Source organism: Streptomyces sp. NPDC001822 (assembly GCF_042892135.1).
GTDB lineage: Bacteria > Actinomycetota > Actinomycetes > Streptomycetales > Streptomycetaceae > Streptomyces.
The window spans coordinates 94,858-110,621 of the sequence record NZ_JBIATW010000004.1 but is presented as its reverse complement, the minus strand read 5'-3'; the positions used below and the strand labels follow the sequence as shown (position 1 = coordinate 110,621).

Genomic DNA, 15,764 nt, shown 5'->3' with positions numbered 1-15,764 from the left:
GCTCACTGTGCCTGCCGCCGAAGCCGTGCGTCGTACGGACGTATGCCGTCCCGGCCCCAAACTAGCGCTGTTAGTTTTTCGGCGCCAGGGAACGGCCGGAGACACAGATCACGCGCGGCCGGCCCGCGTTCGCACGGCTCGCCGCGGAAGTCCCGGGTCGGCGCGGCACGACGGGGGGCCGTGCCTCAGCCGGAGCTCCGCCCGGCCGGGGCACGCCTGCCGGGAACGGGCGCGGCGCTGCCGGGCGCCTCCCCCGCCCCGCCGCTCCGCAGACCGAGCCCCGCGGCCGCGACGAGCAGGCCGCCCAGCATCACGAACGGCGCCGCCGTGCCCGCGAGTCCGGCGATCAGCCCGGCCGACGCGGGGGCGGCGACCTGGCCCAGCCGGTTGCCGGTCAGCCGGAGCGCGAGGGCGGTGGAGCGGGCGGCTGCCGGAGCGGCCTGGACGACCGTGGTCATGGACAGCGGCTGGCCGACGCCGAGGCAGAAGCCCAGCGCGCCGAGCACGACGGCGAGCGCCCACACGGGGACGGGCAGCGCGACGGCGGCGCAGAGGAGGCCGCCGGCCAGGCAGGTCACGGAGAGCAGGGCGGCCCGGCCGGCCAGACGCAGCATCGGCGTCATGACCAGTCGGCAGGCGATGGTGGCGGCGGCCCGCAGGCTGAGGAGCAGACCCACGGTGGCGGGGGCGATCCCGCGGTCCTGGCCGACGACCGGCAGGTAGGCGGTGAGGATGTCCGTGGCGCTCAGCACGGCGAGGCTGATGAAAATGCCCGCCGGGACCCCCCTGCTCCGCAGGATGCCGACGACCGGCACCCTCCCGGCGACCCGTCGGGGCGGAGCGGCGGACCGCGTGTGCTCGATGCGCCACAGTGAGGTGAGGGAGACCGCGGCGACGGCCGCCGAGACGAGCAGCGCGAGGGCGCTCGTGCGGGCCATGGCCCCGTCCCGCTCGGAGATCAGCCAGCCGGCGGCGATCGGCCCGATCAGCTGGCCCAGGGAGGCCCCGATGGTGAAGTGTCCGAAGTTGCGGTCCTGTTCGGCCGGGGCCGACTGCCGGGCGACGAGCGACTGGGCGCCGATGACGAAGCAGAGGTGGCCGAGGCCCATCACTCCGCTCCAGGCGGCCAGGGCCGGGAGCGAGCCCGCGGCGCCGCCGAGGGCGCAGCCGCCGCCGATCAGGACGACACCGAGGGGCAGCAGGGGTGCGCAGCGGCCGTGGTCGGTCCGCCGTCCGAGGGGTACGGCGGCGAAGTGCGGCAGCAGCGCGTACACCCCGGCGATGACGCCGACGGCCCGTTCGTCGGCGCCGAGCGAGAGGGCCCGGTAGGAGACGGCGGGCCGCGCCATCGACACCGCCCCCTGCGCGAAGGCGAAGGCGATGACGAGGCGGAGCAGCCAGCCCCTGCCGGGCCGTGGTCCGCCGGGCATCAGATGATTCCGAAGAGGATGCCCGCGCCGAGGACCACGAGCGAGGTCAGCGCGGCCCACTTGACGGTGAAGCGGGTGTGGTCGCCGAACTCGACCCGGGCCATGCCGACCAGGACGAAGACGGCGGGCACGAGCGGGGACGACATGTGCAGCGGCTGCCCCACGATGGACGCGCGGGCGATCTCCAGCGAGGAGACGCCGTGGGTGGCCCCGGCCTCGGCGAGCACGGGCAGGACCCCGAAGTAGAAGCCGTCGTTCGACATGAAGTAGGTGAGCGGGAGGCTCAGGAGGCCGGTGACGAGGGCCATGTGCGGGCCCATCGCCTCCGGGATCGCGCCCACGAGCCAGTCCGCCATGTGGTCGACCATGCCGGTGCCGGTGAGCACGCCGGTGAAGACGGCCGCGGCGAAGACCATGCCCGAGACGTTGAGGACGTTGTCGGCGTGCGCGGCGATCCGTGCCCGCTGGTCGGCCATGTGCGGGAAGTTGACCGTGAGGGCGAGGGCCGCGCCGAGCAGGAAGAGCACCGGGATCGGCATGAGCTCCGTGATCATCGCTGTCAGCAGGGCGATGGTGAGACCTGCGTTGAACCAGTAGAGCCTGGGCCGCAGGGTGGGCCTGCGGGGGTCGAGGCCCTGGAACTCCTCGTCCCCGGGGCCGCCTTCGGCGCCGTCCGCACCCCGTGTGCCGCCGTCGGCGCCCGGGGCGTCACCGGTGCCTCCCGTGCCTCCGGCGCGCTTGGGGACGGTACCGCTCTTCGTGAGCCGGTCGCCGGCACCGGCGAGGACGGTCTCGGGCTCACCGGCGCGCACCTCGTCGAGGCTGAGGGTGCCGAGCCGCCTGCGTTCGCGGCGGCCCAGGACACAGGCCAGCAGGACGACGGCGAGGAGACCGACGGCGAGGGCCGGGATCATGGGGACGAAGATGTCGGCGGCGTCCACCTTGAGCGCGGTGGCCGCCCGGGCGGTGGGCCCGCCCCAGGGGAGGGTGTTCATGACCCCGTTCGCGGTGGCGGCGACGCCCGTCATCACGACCAGGCTCATCTTCAGCCGCTTGTAGAGCGGGTACATCGCCGAGACCGTGATCATGAAGGTGGTGGACCCGTCGCCGTCCAGCGAGACGACGGCCGCGAGCAGCGCCGTACCGACGACGATCCGCATCGGGTCGGCCTTGCAGAAGCGCAGGATGGCCCGGACGATCGGGTCGAAGAGGCCGACGTCGATCATCACGCCGAAGTAGACGATGGCGAACATCAGCATCGCCGCGGTCGGCGCGAGGGTGCCGACCCCTTCGATGACGTAGTCGCCGAGCTTCGCGCCCTGTCCGACGGCCACGCAGAAGAGGGCGGGGATCAGGACGAGCGCCGCGATCGGCGACATCTTCTTCGTCATGATCAGGACCAGGAAGGTCGCGATCATGACGAAGCCGAGGATTGTCAACATAGGGGCTGCCTCACGTTCACCATCGAACTCCCGCCGGTGCCGGCGGTCCGGATGACGTTAGGGGCCCCGAAACGGCGTCGACAAGATGTCGGCGCGTGAGCAATATGAGCAGAACCCCAGGTCAGCGACGTGGCGTGACGGAGACCGGGACGGCGTTGAGCACCGAGGTGCCGGACAGGGGGTCCAGGAGCGTGCCGTCCAGGAGCTGGTTCACGTTGACACCGGGCTCCGACCCCGCGACCGCCATGCGCGTGCCCGGACGGCTGTGGCCCCAGCCGTGCGGAAGGCTGACGACACCCGTCCGGACCGAGTCGGTGATCTCGGCGGGGGCCTCGACCTCGCCGCCCGCCGCGGTGATCCGGGCGGTGTCGCCCTCGGCGAGCCCGATCCGGGCGGCGTCGGCGGGGTGGATCTGCAGGGTGCAGACGTTCGAACCTCCGCGGAGCGCGGCGACGTTGTGCATCCAGCTGTTGTTGGACCGCAGGTGGCGGCGGCCGACGAGCACGAGCCCCTCGGGCCGCGCGCCGAGCGACGCGCGCAGTCGGGGCAGGTCGGCTGCGATCGGCGCCGGGAACAGCTCGATGCGGCCGCTGCGGGTCCTGAGCACCTCGGGGACGCGGGGCTCCAGCGGGCCGAGGTCGATCCCGTGCGGGTGCGCCAGGAGCTGGTCCAGCGTCAGGCCGTAGGGACCGAGGCGCAGCATCAGGTCGAGGCGCCGCTCGGCCCCCGTGGTGCCGGTCAGACCGGCCGCGAGGGACTCGGGGGCGCCCGCCTTCGCGAGCGCGGTGGACACGGCGAGATCGTCGACGGCCTCGGGGGGCGCCCCGTGCATGCCTCCGACGGCGAGGATCAGCCGGGCGAGGATCTCGCTCTCGGCCATCCGGTCCTCCTCCAGGGGCACGGCCGGGCGGCTGTAGCGGACCTGGTTGCGTACGGCGAGGGAGTTGAACGCGAAGTCGAAGTGCGCGCTCTGCGAGGGCGGCGGCGGGGGCAGCACGACGTCGGCGTGGCGCGCGGTCTCGTTGAGGTACGGGTCGACGCTGACCATGAAGTCGACGCCGTCGGTGATCGCCCGGTCCAGCCGGTCGCCGTCGGGTGCGGACAGCACCGGGTTGCCCGCGATGACGATCAGGGCCCGGATCCGCCCCTCCCCCGGGGTCTCGATCTCCTCGGCCAGCGCGGCGACGGGGAGTTCGCCCTTGGCCTCGGGGTGTCCCGAGACCCGGCTCCTCCAGCGCCCGAGGGCGAAGCCCTTGCCGGGGGCGGCGGCGCGGGGCGCGCGTCCGGTGGCGGAGAGCGGGAAGAGCGCGCCGCCCGGCCGGTCGAGGTTGCCGGTGAGGATGTTGAGCACGTCGACGAGCCAGCTGGCCAGCGTCCCGTGTTCCACGGTGCAGCTGCCGATGCGCCCGTAGACGGCGGCGGCGGGGGCCGCGGCCAGCTCGCGGGCGATCGCCCTGATGGTGTCCGGCTCCAGGTCGCACGCCCCGGACACCGCCTCTGGGGTGAAGTCGGCTATGGCCTCGGCCAGTTCGTCGTAGCCGTCGAGGTGTCCGGTGAGCGCTCCCGGGTCGGCGAGCTTCTCGTCGAGGAGGACCTGGGTGAGCGCGGCGAGCAGGAGGGCGTCGGTGCCGGGCCGGATGGCGGCGTGCCGGTCGGCCAGCCGCGCCGTGCGGGTGCGGCGGGGGTCGATGACGGTGAGGGTGCCGCCGCGCTTGCGCAGCGCCTTGAGCTTGCCCGGGAAGTCGGGGGCGGTGCACAGGCTGCCGTTGGACTCCAGGGGGTTGGCTCCGATCAGCAGCAGGTGCGCGGTGCGGTCCAGGTCGGGTACGGGGATGGCCTGGGCGTCGCCGAAGAGCAGTCCGCTGGAGACGTGCTTGGGCATCTGGTCCAGGGTGCTCGCGGTGAAGACGTTGCGGGTCCCGAGCGCGGAGAGCAGCAGAGGCGGGTAGAGCGCGCCCGCCACCGTGTGCACGTTGGGGTTGCCGAGGAAGACCCCGACCGCCTGCTTGCCGTGCTCCTCGACCAGGGCGGGGATCCGTTCGGCGATGAGGTCGAAGGCTTCTCGCCAGGTCGCCTCGCGCAGGACGCCGTCCGTGCGGACGAGTGGGGCGCGCAGCCGGTCGGGGTCCGCGTCGAGACCGCCGAAGGACGCGCCCTTGGGGCAGATGAAGCCCTGGCTGAAGACGTCGTCGCGGTCACCCCGCGCCCCGGTGACGGTCGTCCCCTCGATGGTGAGGGTGAGTCCGCAGGTGGCTTCGCAGAGCGGGCAGACGCGCAGGGCGGTGCGGGATTCGTGAGACATGGGCCCTCCCCGGGGCGGCGGCGGTGGCACGCGGGCGTCGGCCGGCCTCCCGCGGCGCGCACGGCGGCGCGGGTTCCCGGCGGGACCGAGCATACCGACCGGTACGGATGGTGGCGAGGTGTTCGCGCCGCCGGATGCCCGAACGGACGCCCGACCGGATGCCCTCCCTGGTACCTGACCGGAGCGCCCTCAGCCGAGGACCCCGGCGAGGTAGGCCTGGAGCAGGATCCGGGTCTCGCTTATCAGGTCCGGGTCCCCCTCCGGGTCGGCCCGGAAGGCGAGTTGCAGCAGCGCGTCGGCGGCCTGCACGCAGACCAGCACCGTGCGGAGCAGCCCGGGATCGTCGACGGCCCCGTCGCGCCCCTGCCCGAGGTGCCCGGAGAGCAGCTCCGCGAGACGGGCCGCCACGAGCCGGTTCACGTCGTCGAGCGGGCCCGTGACCGGCACGGGAAGGCCGAAGTCGACCAGCGCGAATCCGGGCACGGAGCGCTTCATCGCCAGGTATTCGTCGAGCACGGCGTCGATGGCCGCGCGCCACTCCTGCTCCGGTATCTCCGCGAGCCTGCCGGTGACTCGTTCGGCGTAGACCTGCAGGTTGCGTTCGGCCAGGGCGTCGACGAGCGCTCTCTTGTTGGGGAAGAAGCGGTAGACGGAGCCGATGGGCACCCCGGCGCGGCCGGCGACCGCCCGGGTGGACAACTGCTCGTAGCCGCCGCCGTCGAGGAGTTCGGCGCCGGCGTCGAGGATCCGGGCGAGACGGTCGGCGCTGCGCTGCTGCACGGGGACGCGTCGGAGGTTCGTATGAGCACGGGACACGTTCCCCATGATGCCGGTATGCCGTTGACGGGCCGCCCTTCGATTCCTACGGTGATCCATAGGAATCTTCGTCAGGGGATCCTTCGGTGGGATCCACGGGATCCCCAGTCCACCGGGAGCGCATGATGAGTGGCATCGAGCAGGCGAGAAAGACGGCGGAGGGCCTCGGCCACACATCCGGCTTCGGCAACGAGCACAGCTCGGAGGCGGTGCCGGGAGCCCTGCCGCACGGCCGCAACTCCCCTCAGCGGGCGCCCCTCGGGCTGTACGCGGAGCAGCTCAGCGGGTCGGCCTTCACGGAACCCCGGGCCCGCAACCGCCGTTCCTGGCTCTACCGGATCCGCCCCTCGGCGGCGCATCCCGCCTTCACCCGCATCGGCAACGGCGCCCTGCGCACCGCCCCCTTCACGGAGACGGCCCCCGATCCCAACCGGCTGCGGTGGGACCCGCTGCCCGACCCGGCGCCGGGCACGGACTTCCTGGCCGGACTGTGGACACTGGGCGGCAACGGCGACGCCGCGCAGCGCTCCGGCATGGCCGTCCACCTGTACAGCGCGAACGCCTCCATGACCGACCGGGTGTTCAGCGACTCCGACGGGGAGCTCCTGATCGTCCCCGAGCGGGGCGGGCTGCTGCTGCGCACCGAGCTGGGCCTGCTGCGCGTCGAGCCGGGACACGTGGCGCTGATCCCACGCGGCGTCCGCTTCCGCGTCGAGCTGCTGGACCCCGCCGTGCGTGGCTACGTCTGCGAGAACTACGGGCAGCCGTTCGTCCTCCCCGACCTGGGCCCCATCGGTGCCAACGGCCTCGCGAACGCGCGCGACTTCCTGGCGCCCGTCGCCGCGTTCGAGGAGCACGAGGGCCCGGTCGAGGTGGTCAACAAGTTCTGCGGCAACCTCTGGGCGGCGACGTACGGCCACTCGCCCCTCGACGTCGTCGCCTGGCACGGCAACCACACGCCGTACGTCTACGACCTTCGCCGCTTCAACGTCATCGGCACCATCAGCTACGACCACCCCGACCCGTCGATCTTCACCGTGCTGACCTCGCCCTCCGACACTCCGGGTCTGGCCGGCGTCGACTTCGTGGTGTTCGCCCCGCGCTGGCTGGTCGGTGAGGACACCTTCCGGCCGCCGTACTTCCACCGCAACGTGATGAGCGAGTACATGGGCCTGATCGAGGGCGCCTACGACGCCAAGGCGGGCGGGTTCGTGCCGGGTGGCGGATCGCTGCACAACATGATGTCGGCGCACGGCCCGGACCGTGAGACCTTCGACCGGGCGAGTGCGGCGGAGCTGAAGCCGCAGCGGATCGACGACGGTCTGGCGTTCATGTTCGAGACGCGCTGGCCGGTCACGGCGACCGCGCAGGCGGCCGGTGCCGGACACCTCCAGCAGGGATACGACGACGTATGGCAGGGTCTGAGCGGCAACTTCCGGCCGTGACCGCATGACCGGCGAACAGCGCAGAGAGCTCAGGTGGACCGGATGAATCAGGTGAACGAACTGCGTCACACCCCCGGCTTCGCTCCCGACTCCCTGGTGCTGAACCGGAAACTGCCGCTCTGGTACCAGGTCTCGCAGTCCCTGCGGGCCTCCATACTGGGGCGCCCGCAGGACGCGTCGACGCGGCTGCCCACCGAGGAGCAGCTGGCGGTGCACTACGGGGTCAGCGTGCTCACGATGCGCCAGGCCCTCAAGGAGCTGGAGAGCGAGGGGCTCATCAGCAGGCACCGGCGGCGCGGCACGTTCATCGAGCCGCGCGCCCGGCGGGTGTCACCGGTCCAGCTGATGGGGTCCATCGACGCGATCGTCGCCCAGCAGTCGGGCGAGCGGACGACCGTGCTCGGTCACGGCCGGACACCCGTCCCCGGTGACCTCGCGGAGTACTTCCCCGGCTGCTCCGAGGTGGCCGCCTACCGGCGGCTGCGCTGCGACGACGAGACCGGTGAGCCCACCAACTGGGCGGAGAACGCGGTGCGGCCCGAGATCGCGGCCGGGCTCGACGTGGCCGATCTGGAGCGGTGGCCGATGACGAAGGTCCTGCGCGACGCCGTCGGCGTGCGGATCTCCCGGATCACCGACACCGTCGAGGCCCGCCTCGCCGACCCCGAGACGGCGGAGTTGCTGCAGGTCCCGCTGCTCAGCCCGATCCTGCACTACACCGGGGTGACGTACGACGAGGAGGGCACCGTGGTGGACGTGGCACGCATCCGCTACCGGGGCGACCGCTTCTCCTTCTCCGTGACGGTCGACGCGCACTGACGGCCCGCGGGCGCCGGTCGTTACGATGCCGGGGGCGGCGGACGCGGTGACGGGGAAGGACGGCACGGTGGCAGCACGGGTGGCGGCCGGAGCCGGCGGGGACGACGGGTCCCCTCTGCTCGACGACCTCATGCCCTGGTCGGTGCGGCCCCTGAGAGCGGGACGCGCCTGGGTGACGGCCCCGGACGCGGCCTCGCTCCGGGCACGGTGGGATCTGCTGGCGGGGACCGAGGGCGCCGAGCAGGAGGAGCTGTTCGGGGCCACCCGGTCCCGCTCGCCGCACACCCCGGCGGCGGCGCTGCCCGGCCGGCGCACCGCCACGCGCGCGTTCGCCAGGGAGCCGGGGCCGTATCCGGAGCCCGTGCGCATCCTGCACGGCCCCTTCGACGAGCAGTGGATGATCCCCGACCACCGCCTGCTCGACGCGGCCCGCCCCGAGCTGTGGCGGGTCGCCGACGCGCACCAGCTCTTCGCCGTGGAGCACGGCTACGTCTCCCAGGACACCGGGCCCGCGCTGTCCGCGACCGCCCTGCTGCCCGACGGGCACTCCCCCGCCGGGCGTCCCGGCCGGATACGGCCGCTCTACCGGCGGCCCGGCGGACTGGAGCCCAATCTGACCCCGGGTCTGGCCGCCCTGCTGGAGGCCCGCTACGGGGCACCGGTCACCGCCGAGTGCGTCCTGGCCTGGACGCTCGCCGCCGCGGGACCGTCCCCCGCCGGGCCCCTGGTCCCGCTGCCCTCCGGGGCGGCCCTGTGGGCCGAGGGCGTGGAGCTCGGCCGGGAGCTGCTGCGGCTCCAGCTGCGCGGGGCGCGCGACGGGGTGCGGCCCCGGCTGCCGGGCGGGCGGCGGCCGTACGTACGCGCCGCGATACCGGCCGTGCCGGACGGCCTGGCGTACGACGCCGGGGACGAGACGCTCTCCGTCGGCGACGGGCGCGTCTCGCCCGTGCCCGCGGAGGCCTGGGACTTCCGGGTCAGCGGAGTACGCGTGCTGGACCTCTGGTTCGAGCGCCGGGCCACGCGGCCGGCGGCGGGGCTCGCGATGCTGGGCCCACGCGGCTGGCCGCAGGAGCGCACCTCGGAGCTGCTGGAACTGATCACGCTGCTGGCACTGCTCGGCGCGGCGCGGCCCCGGCAGGAGGCGCTGCGGCAGCGTCTCCTGGGGTCGGACGCCCTGACCCGGGGCGGGCTGCGTGCGGCCGGGGTCCTTCCCGTCCCCGCCGCGTCCCGCCGGCCCGCGTCCGTCCTGGGCCACCGGGAAGAGGGGCCCGAGGGGCAGTTCGCCCTGCTGTGAGGTGCGGGCGCCGGGCCGTCGTCCGCGTGCCCGGGTGACAGGGCGGCCACGCACACGGTAAGCACGCTGCCCATGAGCAGCACACAGCCCCTCCCCCTGGACGGCGTCACCGTGGTGGCCGTCGAGCAGGCAGTCGCCGCCCCCTTCGCGACCCGCCAGCTCGCGGACCTCGGCGCACGCGTCATCAAGATCGAACGTCCGGACGGCGGTGACTTCGCGCGCGGTTACGACACGGCGGCGCGGGGCCTAGCCTCCCACTTCGTCTGGTGCAACCGCGGGAAGGAGTCCGTCGCGGTCGACCTCAAGGATCCGCGCGGTCTGGACGTGGTGCTCCGACTGGCCGCCCGCGCCGACGTGTTCGTGCAGAACCTGGCGCAGGGGGCGGCCGCGAGACTCGGCCTGGACGCGGCTTCCCTGTGCGCCGCGCACCCACGGCTGGTGGCGGTGGACATCTCCGGCTACGGCGCCGGGGGTCCGTACGCGCACAAGCGGGCCTACGACATGCTCGTGCAGTGCGAGGCGGGCCTGGTGTCCGTGACCGGGACGCCGGAGCGGCCGGTCAAGGCGGGGGTGCCCGCCGCCGACATCGCGGCGGGGATGTACGCCTTCTCCGGTGTGCTCGCCGCCCTGCTGAGGCGCGCCACGACGGGACGCGGGGGCCCCGTGGAGATCTCCATGCTGGACTCGCTGGCCGAGTGGATGGGCCATCCGCTGCACCACGGGATGCACGGAGGCCCCGCCCCGGCCCGCACGGGGCTCGCGCACGCGGTGATCGCACCGTACGACGCTTACGCCACCGCTGACGGCGGGCAGGTGCTGCTCTCCGTGCAGAACGACAGGGAGTGGCGCCGGCTCGCCTGCCAGGTGCTGGAGCGGCCGGGTCTGGCGGACGATCCGGACTTCGCGACGAACACCGCCCGGACGGCGAACCGGGAGCGGACCGACGCGGTCGTGGGGGGCGTGCTCGCGGGTCTGACGTGCGAGGAGGCACTGGCGAGGCTGGACGCCGCGGGAATCGCCTGCGCGCGGCTGAACACGGTCGCGGACGTGGCCGCCCATCCTCAGCTGGCGGCGCGGGACCGGTGGCGGGAGGTGGACACGCCCGTCGGCGCGTTGCGGGCCCTGCTTCCCCCGATCACGCTGCCGGGCGGAGCGCCGGCGCCGATGGGTGCCGTACCGGCGCTGGGGGAACACACCGACGCAACGCTGCGGGCCCTGGGGATGACGGACGGGCAGACAGCAGCACTGCGCCGGGACGGAGTGATCGTGGGCACGGCCCCGAGCGGAGGGCCGGACCGTTCGTGACAGCCGTCGGTCAGTGGCGGCTGCCGAAGAGCGAACGCCGCAGTCGCCGCAGGGGGGCGAAGAGCGAGACACGCGCGCTCCTGCTCCTGCGGGTGTGCGCCGCGTCGCGCGAGGTGAGCTCGAGCATCAGCAGCGTCGCTTCCGCGGACTCGCGCTGCGGGACGGCGGGGCCGCCCAGCACTGCGAGATGGCGGTCGAGGCGCGAACTGGTCGCTCCGCTCCCGCATGTGATGGCAGGCACACGCGGCCTGCTGCGCATCGTTATCTGTTCCATGTCACTCCCCACCCGTACGAGGGCACCCGGCCCGGGCAGGTTAACCCTATCGTCCCGCGACGACACTCGTGTATCCCGGCCGCAGGATTGCATCCCCGCGTACGGGTGTTGACGGGCCGTTACCGCAACCCCGCCGGGGACGGCGCGGGTTGGGCCGGCTTGGCCGTGATTCGCCGGATTCCGGCGGGCGGCGGCCCGGACACCCTGCCCCGCCTGCCGTCGCGGGTGATCTGGCCGTCCGGCCGGATTCCTTCGCTCCGAGCGTACGCCGGGCGCGCCACGCGGCCTTCGGCGGGCCCCTTCGCGCTCGGCTGCTTCCGTGCGCCGCCCGGAAGCGCTCGGCGCCGGGGCCGGGCCGGTCGCGCCCCCGGAGGTGCGCGGCACGGCTGCGGGAGGCACCGGGAGGAGGCCCCCGAGGGCGGGGCCTCCTCCCCGGGCGGACGCGCCGGCCCGGCGCGGCACGTCGCACCCGGCGGATCAGTCCTTCGCGTTGAGCACGGGCAGATAGCCGCCCGACTGTCCGGCGGCCGTGGGGTGGTAGGACTCGCCGATGTTGAGCCAGTTCACACTGTGCAGCCATGCGCTGCCCGAGCAGATCTCGTGCCCGGTGAAGGTGGAGGAGACGTCGCCGAAGGTGAAGCCGTGATCGGCGGCCCGCTTGGCGGTGGCGGCGTTGAGATAGTCGGAGGCGCCGTTGATGGCGGAGCGTTCCGCCTCGCTCAGTCCGGCGATGCAGCTGCCGCCGAGCTTGTAGAAGCGGGGGTATCCGAGGACGACGACGTGCGCGGAGGGCGCCTTGGCGCTGATGGCCGCGTACACGGCGTCCAGCTTGCCGGGGAGGGTCGAGTCGACGTACGCGCGAGCGGTGGCGATCCGGCTGAGGCAGGTGGCCTCGGACTGCAGGACGCAGGTGGTCATGACGTCGGCGAAGCCCGCGTCGTTGCCGCCGATGGTGATCGAGACGAGATCGGTGGCGGAGCTGAGCGGACCGAGCTGACCGGCCGTGACGTCACCGGTCCTGGCTCCCGAGCAGGCGGTGAAGGCGAACGACGCGGGGTTGTTGGCCGCCTTCCAGAGAGCCGGATAGGCGCGGGTGCTGCGCTTGCAGTCACCACTCGCGCTGTCGTAGCTGCCCGCGCCCACTCCGGACGAGTACGAGTCACCCAGGGCCACGTAGTCGACGGCCGCGGATTCCTTCGCCTGGGCGACGCCGGCACCGGTCAGAGCGAGAACGGTGCCGAGCAGGAGAGAGGACGAGAACGCCACGAGTCTGGACATTTTCATGGAACCTCCTTGGGCAGGATCTCTGCCTACTCCGTGGTAGCAGGACCCACCGGGATTCCGGAAGTGTTCATGCCAAAATGCTTCAAGGGTGCCTGGGCAAAACATTTTTGACGGTGCGTCATACGTGTTCCGACATCCGGCACACCGAGGGGCAAACCCCCTCGCGGACAGAGCGCCCGAGCGGCCTGCCCGCCGGGGCCCCACTCCGGCCCGGCGTCTGCGGGCAGGTCGCGAAACCCGGGTGCGCGGGCCGCCCCCGTGCCGGATCATGGGCGTCATGTCTGCCAACCCCGAGTCCGCCCTGCCGATCCGGCTCAACGTGGACGACAGCGATTCGCCGTCCGACGTCGTGGACGCGCTGTTCCTGGGCCGCTTCGCGACGGGCGAGCAGCCGTACTCGCACAGCTCCTCCCTCGACCGGGTGAAGTCGGGGGCGACCCTGCTGCCCCCGGCGGCCAAGGTGCTGCGGTCGGCCCGGGACGACGACCGCAGCGCGACGCTCGCCGAAGGCGACGGGTGGACCGTCCTCGTCTCACGGTGGAACCGCGGCGCCGACGTCACGGTGACCGCCGCGACGCCGGAGCTCGCCGAGAAGATCCTGTCCGAGGCGACCGACGGCGCGCAGGACGAGCCGGAACCGCAGCCGGACAACGTGACGATGGGTTTCTGGTACGTCTCCCCGCGCCGTGGCCCGCACCGCACCACCCGGCAGATCGCCGCGGGCACCTGGGACGAGGTGCGGCCCAACTACACGGCACGGGTCGCCGACGCCATGGACCGGCTGATGAAGGTCACCCCGGACGACATCTCCGGCCGTCTCCTGCTGCTGCACGGCCCGCCGGGCACGGGCAAGACCTCCGCGCTGCGCACGCTCGCCCGTTCCTGGCGGGACTGGTGCCAGGTCGACTGCGTGCTGGACCCGGAGCGGCTGTTCAACGACGTCGGATACCTGATGGACATCGCGATCGGTGAGGACGACGGCTCCGCGAAGGGCCGGTGGCGTCTGCTGCTCCTGGAGGACTGCGACGAACTGATCCGCGGCGAGGCGAAGCACACCGCCGGGCAGGCGCTGTCCCGGCTGCTGAACCTGACGGACGGTCTGCTGGGCCAGGGCCGCAACGTGCTGGTGGGGGTGACGACGAACGAGGACCTGGAACGGCTGCACCCCGCGGTCGTGCGGCCGGGCCGGTGCCTGGCCCGCATCGAGGTGGGACCGCTGACCCGCCCGGAGTCGGTGTCCTGGCTGGGCACGGAGGAGGGACTGGGCAGGGAGGGCGCCACGCTCGCCGAGCTCTACGCACTGCGCCGGGGCGGCGGCCCGGCGTCCGTGCCGAAGCAGGACGCCGGGGCGGACGCCGGCCTGTACCTCTGAGCTTTCGTGCGGACCCCCGGCGGAGGTCCGCACGCCGTCGCTCGGGGGGACTGTGCCGGGGGCGGGCGCCGGTGCGCGTTCCGGACGCGTGCGGCTGCGGCGGCCCGTGGTCTCAGCGGGCGTAGGCCGCCCGCACCGCATCCTCGGCCCGGGCGAGCGCGTCGGCCTCCGACAGTCCGAGGCGCCGCACCTGCTCCGCGTACTCCTGTGCCGCCGTCGCGGCGTGACGGGCCGCCGCGTCGCCTGCCGGGGCGACGAACGTCCCGTTGCGGCCCCGGGTCTCGATGACCCCGTCGGACTCCAGCGCCCGGTAGGCCTTGGCGACGGTGTTGGCGGCGAGGCCCAGCTCCCCGGCGAGGCCCCGCACGGTCGGGAGCCGGTAGCCCACGGGCAGGATGCCGGAGCGGGCCTGTTCGGACAGCTGGGCGCGCAGCTGCTCGTACGGGGCGGTGGCGGAGTCCGGATCAACGGCGATCTTCAGGGTCACGCGGCGATTGTCTCCCACCCCGGGGTCCGGGCTCCGTCTCGCGGCCGGAAATTCGGGAGCGGTCCTCCCCGTGTGCGACGTACCGTCCGGGCATGACGGTATCCGTGCGCGACTTCCTCCCTGCCGACGCCGAAGCCTGGGTGCGGGTGCGCCGTGCGGCGCTGCCCTACATGGTGACGACTCCCGAGGGGGTCCTGAACGACCTGGCGGCATCCCATCCGGACCGGCGTCTCCGGCTGCTGGTCGCGGAGGAGGACGGCGAACTGATCGGCACCGCCCAGGTGGGCATCGCCCACGAGAGCCCGGTCCCGGGCCAGGGCTTCTGCAATCCCTACGTCCGTCCGGACCGGCTGGGGCGGGGCGCGGGGTCGCTGCTGCTGAGGACCGCCGAGGAACACCTCGCCGCCGCGGGCGCGACCGACGTCTTCTCCTGGGTCCTCGACGAGCCGGCCAACCGCGCCTTCGCCGAGAAGCGCGGGTACGAGGCGCGCCGGTCCGCGCACTTCCTCCGCCTCGACCTGGCGGGCGGATCGCTGCCGCCCCTCCCGGAGCTGCCAGCCGGGGTCGCGTTGCTGAGCGGCGCCGACTTCGAGGACGATCCGCGCCCGCTGTTCGAGGCGGACGCGGAGGTCACCGCCGACGAACCGAGCGACGTCACGGCGGAGTTCAGCGACTACGAGGCCTGGCTCGCCACGACCTGGCACCGGCCGGGCTTCGACCACGCGCTCACCACGGTCGTGACGGTCGACGGAGAGGTCGCGGCGTTCAGTGCGGCACTGACCGATGGGCTGACCCGCTATTCGTCGGCCATGACGGGCACCCGGCGCGCCTTCCGCGGCCGGGGGCTCGCGAAGCTCGCCAAGAACGACTCGCTGCACCGGGCGCGGGCCGCCGGCTGCACGGACGCGTACACGGGCAACGACGCGGGCAACGGTCCGATGCTGGCGGTCAACCGGTGGTTCGGCTACGAGGTCTGCGCGACCGAGGTGCGTCATGTCCGCAGCATCGTCTGACGCCTCGGCCGCGCTGACGGTCATTCTGGTCAAGGCGGGCCGCACCAAGATCCGGTATCCGGCGCTGCGGGTCGGCGACGCCGGCAGCCGGATCACGGTCCGGGCGCCGTGGGCGGCCCCGGGGGCACGGGACTTCGGCTTCGTGCGCTTCGAGCCGGGGGACGTCTTCACCGAGCACTACTGGCGGGACCGGTGGTACGCGGTCAAGGAGGTCCGCACCGGCGGCGGGGAGCTCAAGGGCTGGTACTGCGACATCACCAGGCCGGCCGTGCTGCGGGGCGCGGAGCTCGTGGTCGAGGACCTGGACCTCGACCTGTGGGTGTCCGCGGACGGATCCGCCGTACTCCGGCTGGACGAGGACGAGTTCGAGGAGAGCGGTCTCGCGGCCCGGGACCCGCGGGCGGCAGGAGCGGCCGTCCGGGCCCTGGACGAGCTGGAACACCTGGCCAGGACCGAGGGCCTGACGGGTCTCCTCGGCTGA

14 protein-coding genes are annotated in these 15,764 nt (G+C 73.4%); 7 read left to right on the top strand and 7 right to left on the bottom strand.

The window, feature by feature from the left end; genetic code table 11:
• Positions 1–185: 185 nt before the first annotated feature.
• From ACFYY2_RS11275 to ACFYY2_RS11260, 4 genes are all read right to left on the bottom strand, one after another.
• Complete coding sequence (locus ACFYY2_RS11275; protein ID WP_388740312.1) at positions 186–1,430, bottom strand: MFS transporter; 1,245 nt, start codon at positions 1,428–1,430, stop codon at positions 186–188.
• Positions 1,430–2,872: a CitMHS family transporter gene (locus ACFYY2_RS11270; RefSeq protein WP_388740309.1), complete on the bottom strand. Its 1,443-nt coding sequence runs from the start codon at positions 2,870–2,872 to the stop codon at positions 1,430–1,432. The genes ACFYY2_RS11275 and ACFYY2_RS11270 overlap by 1 nt, the downstream gene beginning before the upstream one ends.
• Before the next feature lie 121 nt (positions 2,873–2,993).
• Positions 2,994–5,174, bottom strand: a complete 2,181-nt coding sequence (locus tag ACFYY2_RS11265) for a molybdopterin oxidoreductase family protein (RefSeq protein ID WP_388740307.1) — start codon at positions 5,172–5,174, stop codon at positions 2,994–2,996.
• 189 nt (positions 5,175–5,363) lie between these two features.
• Positions 5,364–5,999, bottom strand: a complete 636-nt coding sequence (locus ACFYY2_RS11260; protein ID WP_388740304.1) for a TetR/AcrR family transcriptional regulator — start codon at positions 5,997–5,999, stop codon at positions 5,364–5,366.
• A gap of 116 nt (positions 6,000–6,115) precedes the next feature.
• Here ACFYY2_RS11260 and hmgA point away from each other — a divergent pair, with 116 nt between their 5' ends.
• The 4 genes from hmgA to ACFYY2_RS11240 all read left to right on the top strand — a co-directional run bounded on the left by hmgA (position 6,116) and on the right by ACFYY2_RS11240 (position 10,853).
• A complete protein-coding gene (gene hmgA / locus ACFYY2_RS11255; RefSeq protein ID WP_388741306.1) occupies positions 6,116–7,435 on the top strand; it encodes a homogentisate 1,2-dioxygenase in 1,320 nt (439 codons plus the stop codon).
• A gap of 42 nt (positions 7,436–7,477) precedes the next feature.
• Entirely contained in the window at positions 7,478–8,254 is a 777-nt protein-coding gene (locus tag ACFYY2_RS11250) for a GntR family transcriptional regulator (RefSeq protein ID WP_388740302.1), read from the top strand.
• A 67-nt stretch (positions 8,255–8,321) separates the two neighbouring features.
• Positions 8,322–9,548: a type ISP restriction/modification enzyme gene (locus tag ACFYY2_RS11245; protein WP_388740299.1), complete on the top strand. Its 1,227-nt coding sequence runs from the start codon at positions 8,322–8,324 to the stop codon at positions 9,546–9,548.
• A gap of 72 nt (positions 9,549–9,620) precedes the next feature.
• Positions 9,621–10,853 (top strand): CaiB/BaiF CoA transferase family protein, encoded by a 1,233-nt coding sequence (locus ACFYY2_RS11240; RefSeq protein ID WP_388740297.1) that lies wholly within the window; start codon positions 9,621–9,623, stop codon positions 10,851–10,853.
• A gap of 10 nt (positions 10,854–10,863) precedes the next feature.
• Here the strand turns inward: ACFYY2_RS11240 and ACFYY2_RS11235 are convergent, their stop codons facing one another.
• Positions 10,864–11,127, bottom strand: coding sequence for a hypothetical protein (locus tag ACFYY2_RS11235; RefSeq protein ID WP_388740294.1), 264 nt, complete (start codon positions 11,125–11,127; stop codon positions 10,864–10,866).
• 477 nt (positions 11,128–11,604) lie between these two features.
• Positions 11,605–12,411, bottom strand: coding sequence for an SGNH/GDSL hydrolase family protein (locus ACFYY2_RS11230; RefSeq protein WP_388740291.1), 807 nt, complete (start codon positions 12,409–12,411; stop codon positions 11,605–11,607).
• A 277-nt stretch (positions 12,412–12,688) separates the two neighbouring features.
• Between ACFYY2_RS11230 and ACFYY2_RS11225 the strand changes: the two genes are divergently transcribed.
• A complete protein-coding gene (locus tag ACFYY2_RS11225; protein WP_388740289.1) occupies positions 12,689–13,783 on the top strand; it encodes a DUF5925 domain-containing protein in 1,095 nt (364 codons plus the stop codon).
• 112 nt (positions 13,784–13,895) lie between these two features.
• On the opposite strand, the gene ACFYY2_RS11220 is transcribed toward ACFYY2_RS11225, so the two are convergent.
• Positions 13,896–14,270 (bottom strand): GntR family transcriptional regulator, encoded by a 375-nt coding sequence (locus ACFYY2_RS11220; RefSeq protein WP_388740287.1) that lies wholly within the window; start codon positions 14,268–14,270, stop codon positions 13,896–13,898.
• A gap of 92 nt (positions 14,271–14,362) precedes the next feature.
• Here ACFYY2_RS11220 and ACFYY2_RS11215 point away from each other — a divergent pair, with 92 nt between their 5' ends.
• Both ACFYY2_RS11215 and ACFYY2_RS11210 read left to right on the top strand, forming a co-directional pair.
• Positions 14,363–15,283, top strand: a complete 921-nt coding sequence (locus ACFYY2_RS11215) for a GNAT family N-acetyltransferase (RefSeq protein WP_388740284.1) — start codon at positions 14,363–14,365, stop codon at positions 15,281–15,283.
• Positions 15,264–15,764, top strand: coding sequence for a DUF402 domain-containing protein (locus tag ACFYY2_RS11210; RefSeq protein ID WP_388740281.1), 501 nt, complete (start codon positions 15,264–15,266; stop codon positions 15,762–15,764). Before ACFYY2_RS11215 ends, ACFYY2_RS11210 begins: the two co-directional genes overlap by 20 nt.

What these genes read in the sequence shown, in the direction of transcription:
- ACFYY2_RS11275 (WP_388740312.1), bottom strand. Translation starts at nt 1,430, where the DNA reads ATGCCCGGCGGACCACGGCCCGGCAGGGGCTGGCTGCTCCGCCTCGTC.
- ACFYY2_RS11270 (WP_388740309.1), bottom strand. Translation starts at nt 2,872, where the DNA reads ATGTTGACAATCCTCGGCTTCGTCATGATCGCGACCTTCCTGGTCCTG.
- ACFYY2_RS11265 (WP_388740307.1), bottom strand. Translation starts at nt 5,174, where the DNA reads ATGTCTCACGAATCCCGCACCGCCCTGCGCGTCTGCCCGCTCTGCGAA.
- ACFYY2_RS11260 (WP_388740304.1), bottom strand. Translation starts at nt 5,999, where the DNA reads ATGGGGAACGTGTCCCGTGCTCATACGAACCTCCGACGCGTCCCCGTG.
- hmgA (WP_388741306.1), top strand. Translation starts at nt 6,116, where the DNA reads ATGAGTGGCATCGAGCAGGCGAGAAAGACGGCGGAGGGCCTCGGCCAC.
- ACFYY2_RS11250 (WP_388740302.1), top strand. Translation starts at nt 7,478, where the DNA reads ATGAATCAGGTGAACGAACTGCGTCACACCCCCGGCTTCGCTCCCGAC.
- ACFYY2_RS11240 (WP_388740297.1), top strand. Translation starts at nt 9,621, where the DNA reads ATGAGCAGCACACAGCCCCTCCCCCTGGACGGCGTCACCGTGGTGGCC.
- ACFYY2_RS11235 (WP_388740294.1), bottom strand. Translation starts at nt 11,127, where the DNA reads ATGGAACAGATAACGATGCGCAGCAGGCCGCGTGTGCCTGCCATCACA.
- ACFYY2_RS11230 (WP_388740291.1), bottom strand. Translation starts at nt 12,411, where the DNA reads ATGAAAATGTCCAGACTCGTGGCGTTCTCGTCCTCTCTCCTGCTCGGC.
- ACFYY2_RS11225 (WP_388740289.1), top strand. Translation starts at nt 12,689, where the DNA reads ATGTCTGCCAACCCCGAGTCCGCCCTGCCGATCCGGCTCAACGTGGAC.
- ACFYY2_RS11215 (WP_388740284.1), top strand. Translation starts at nt 14,363, where the DNA reads ATGACGGTATCCGTGCGCGACTTCCTCCCTGCCGACGCCGAAGCCTGG.
- ACFYY2_RS11210 (WP_388740281.1), top strand. Translation starts at nt 15,264, where the DNA reads ATGTCCGCAGCATCGTCTGACGCCTCGGCCGCGCTGACGGTCATTCTG.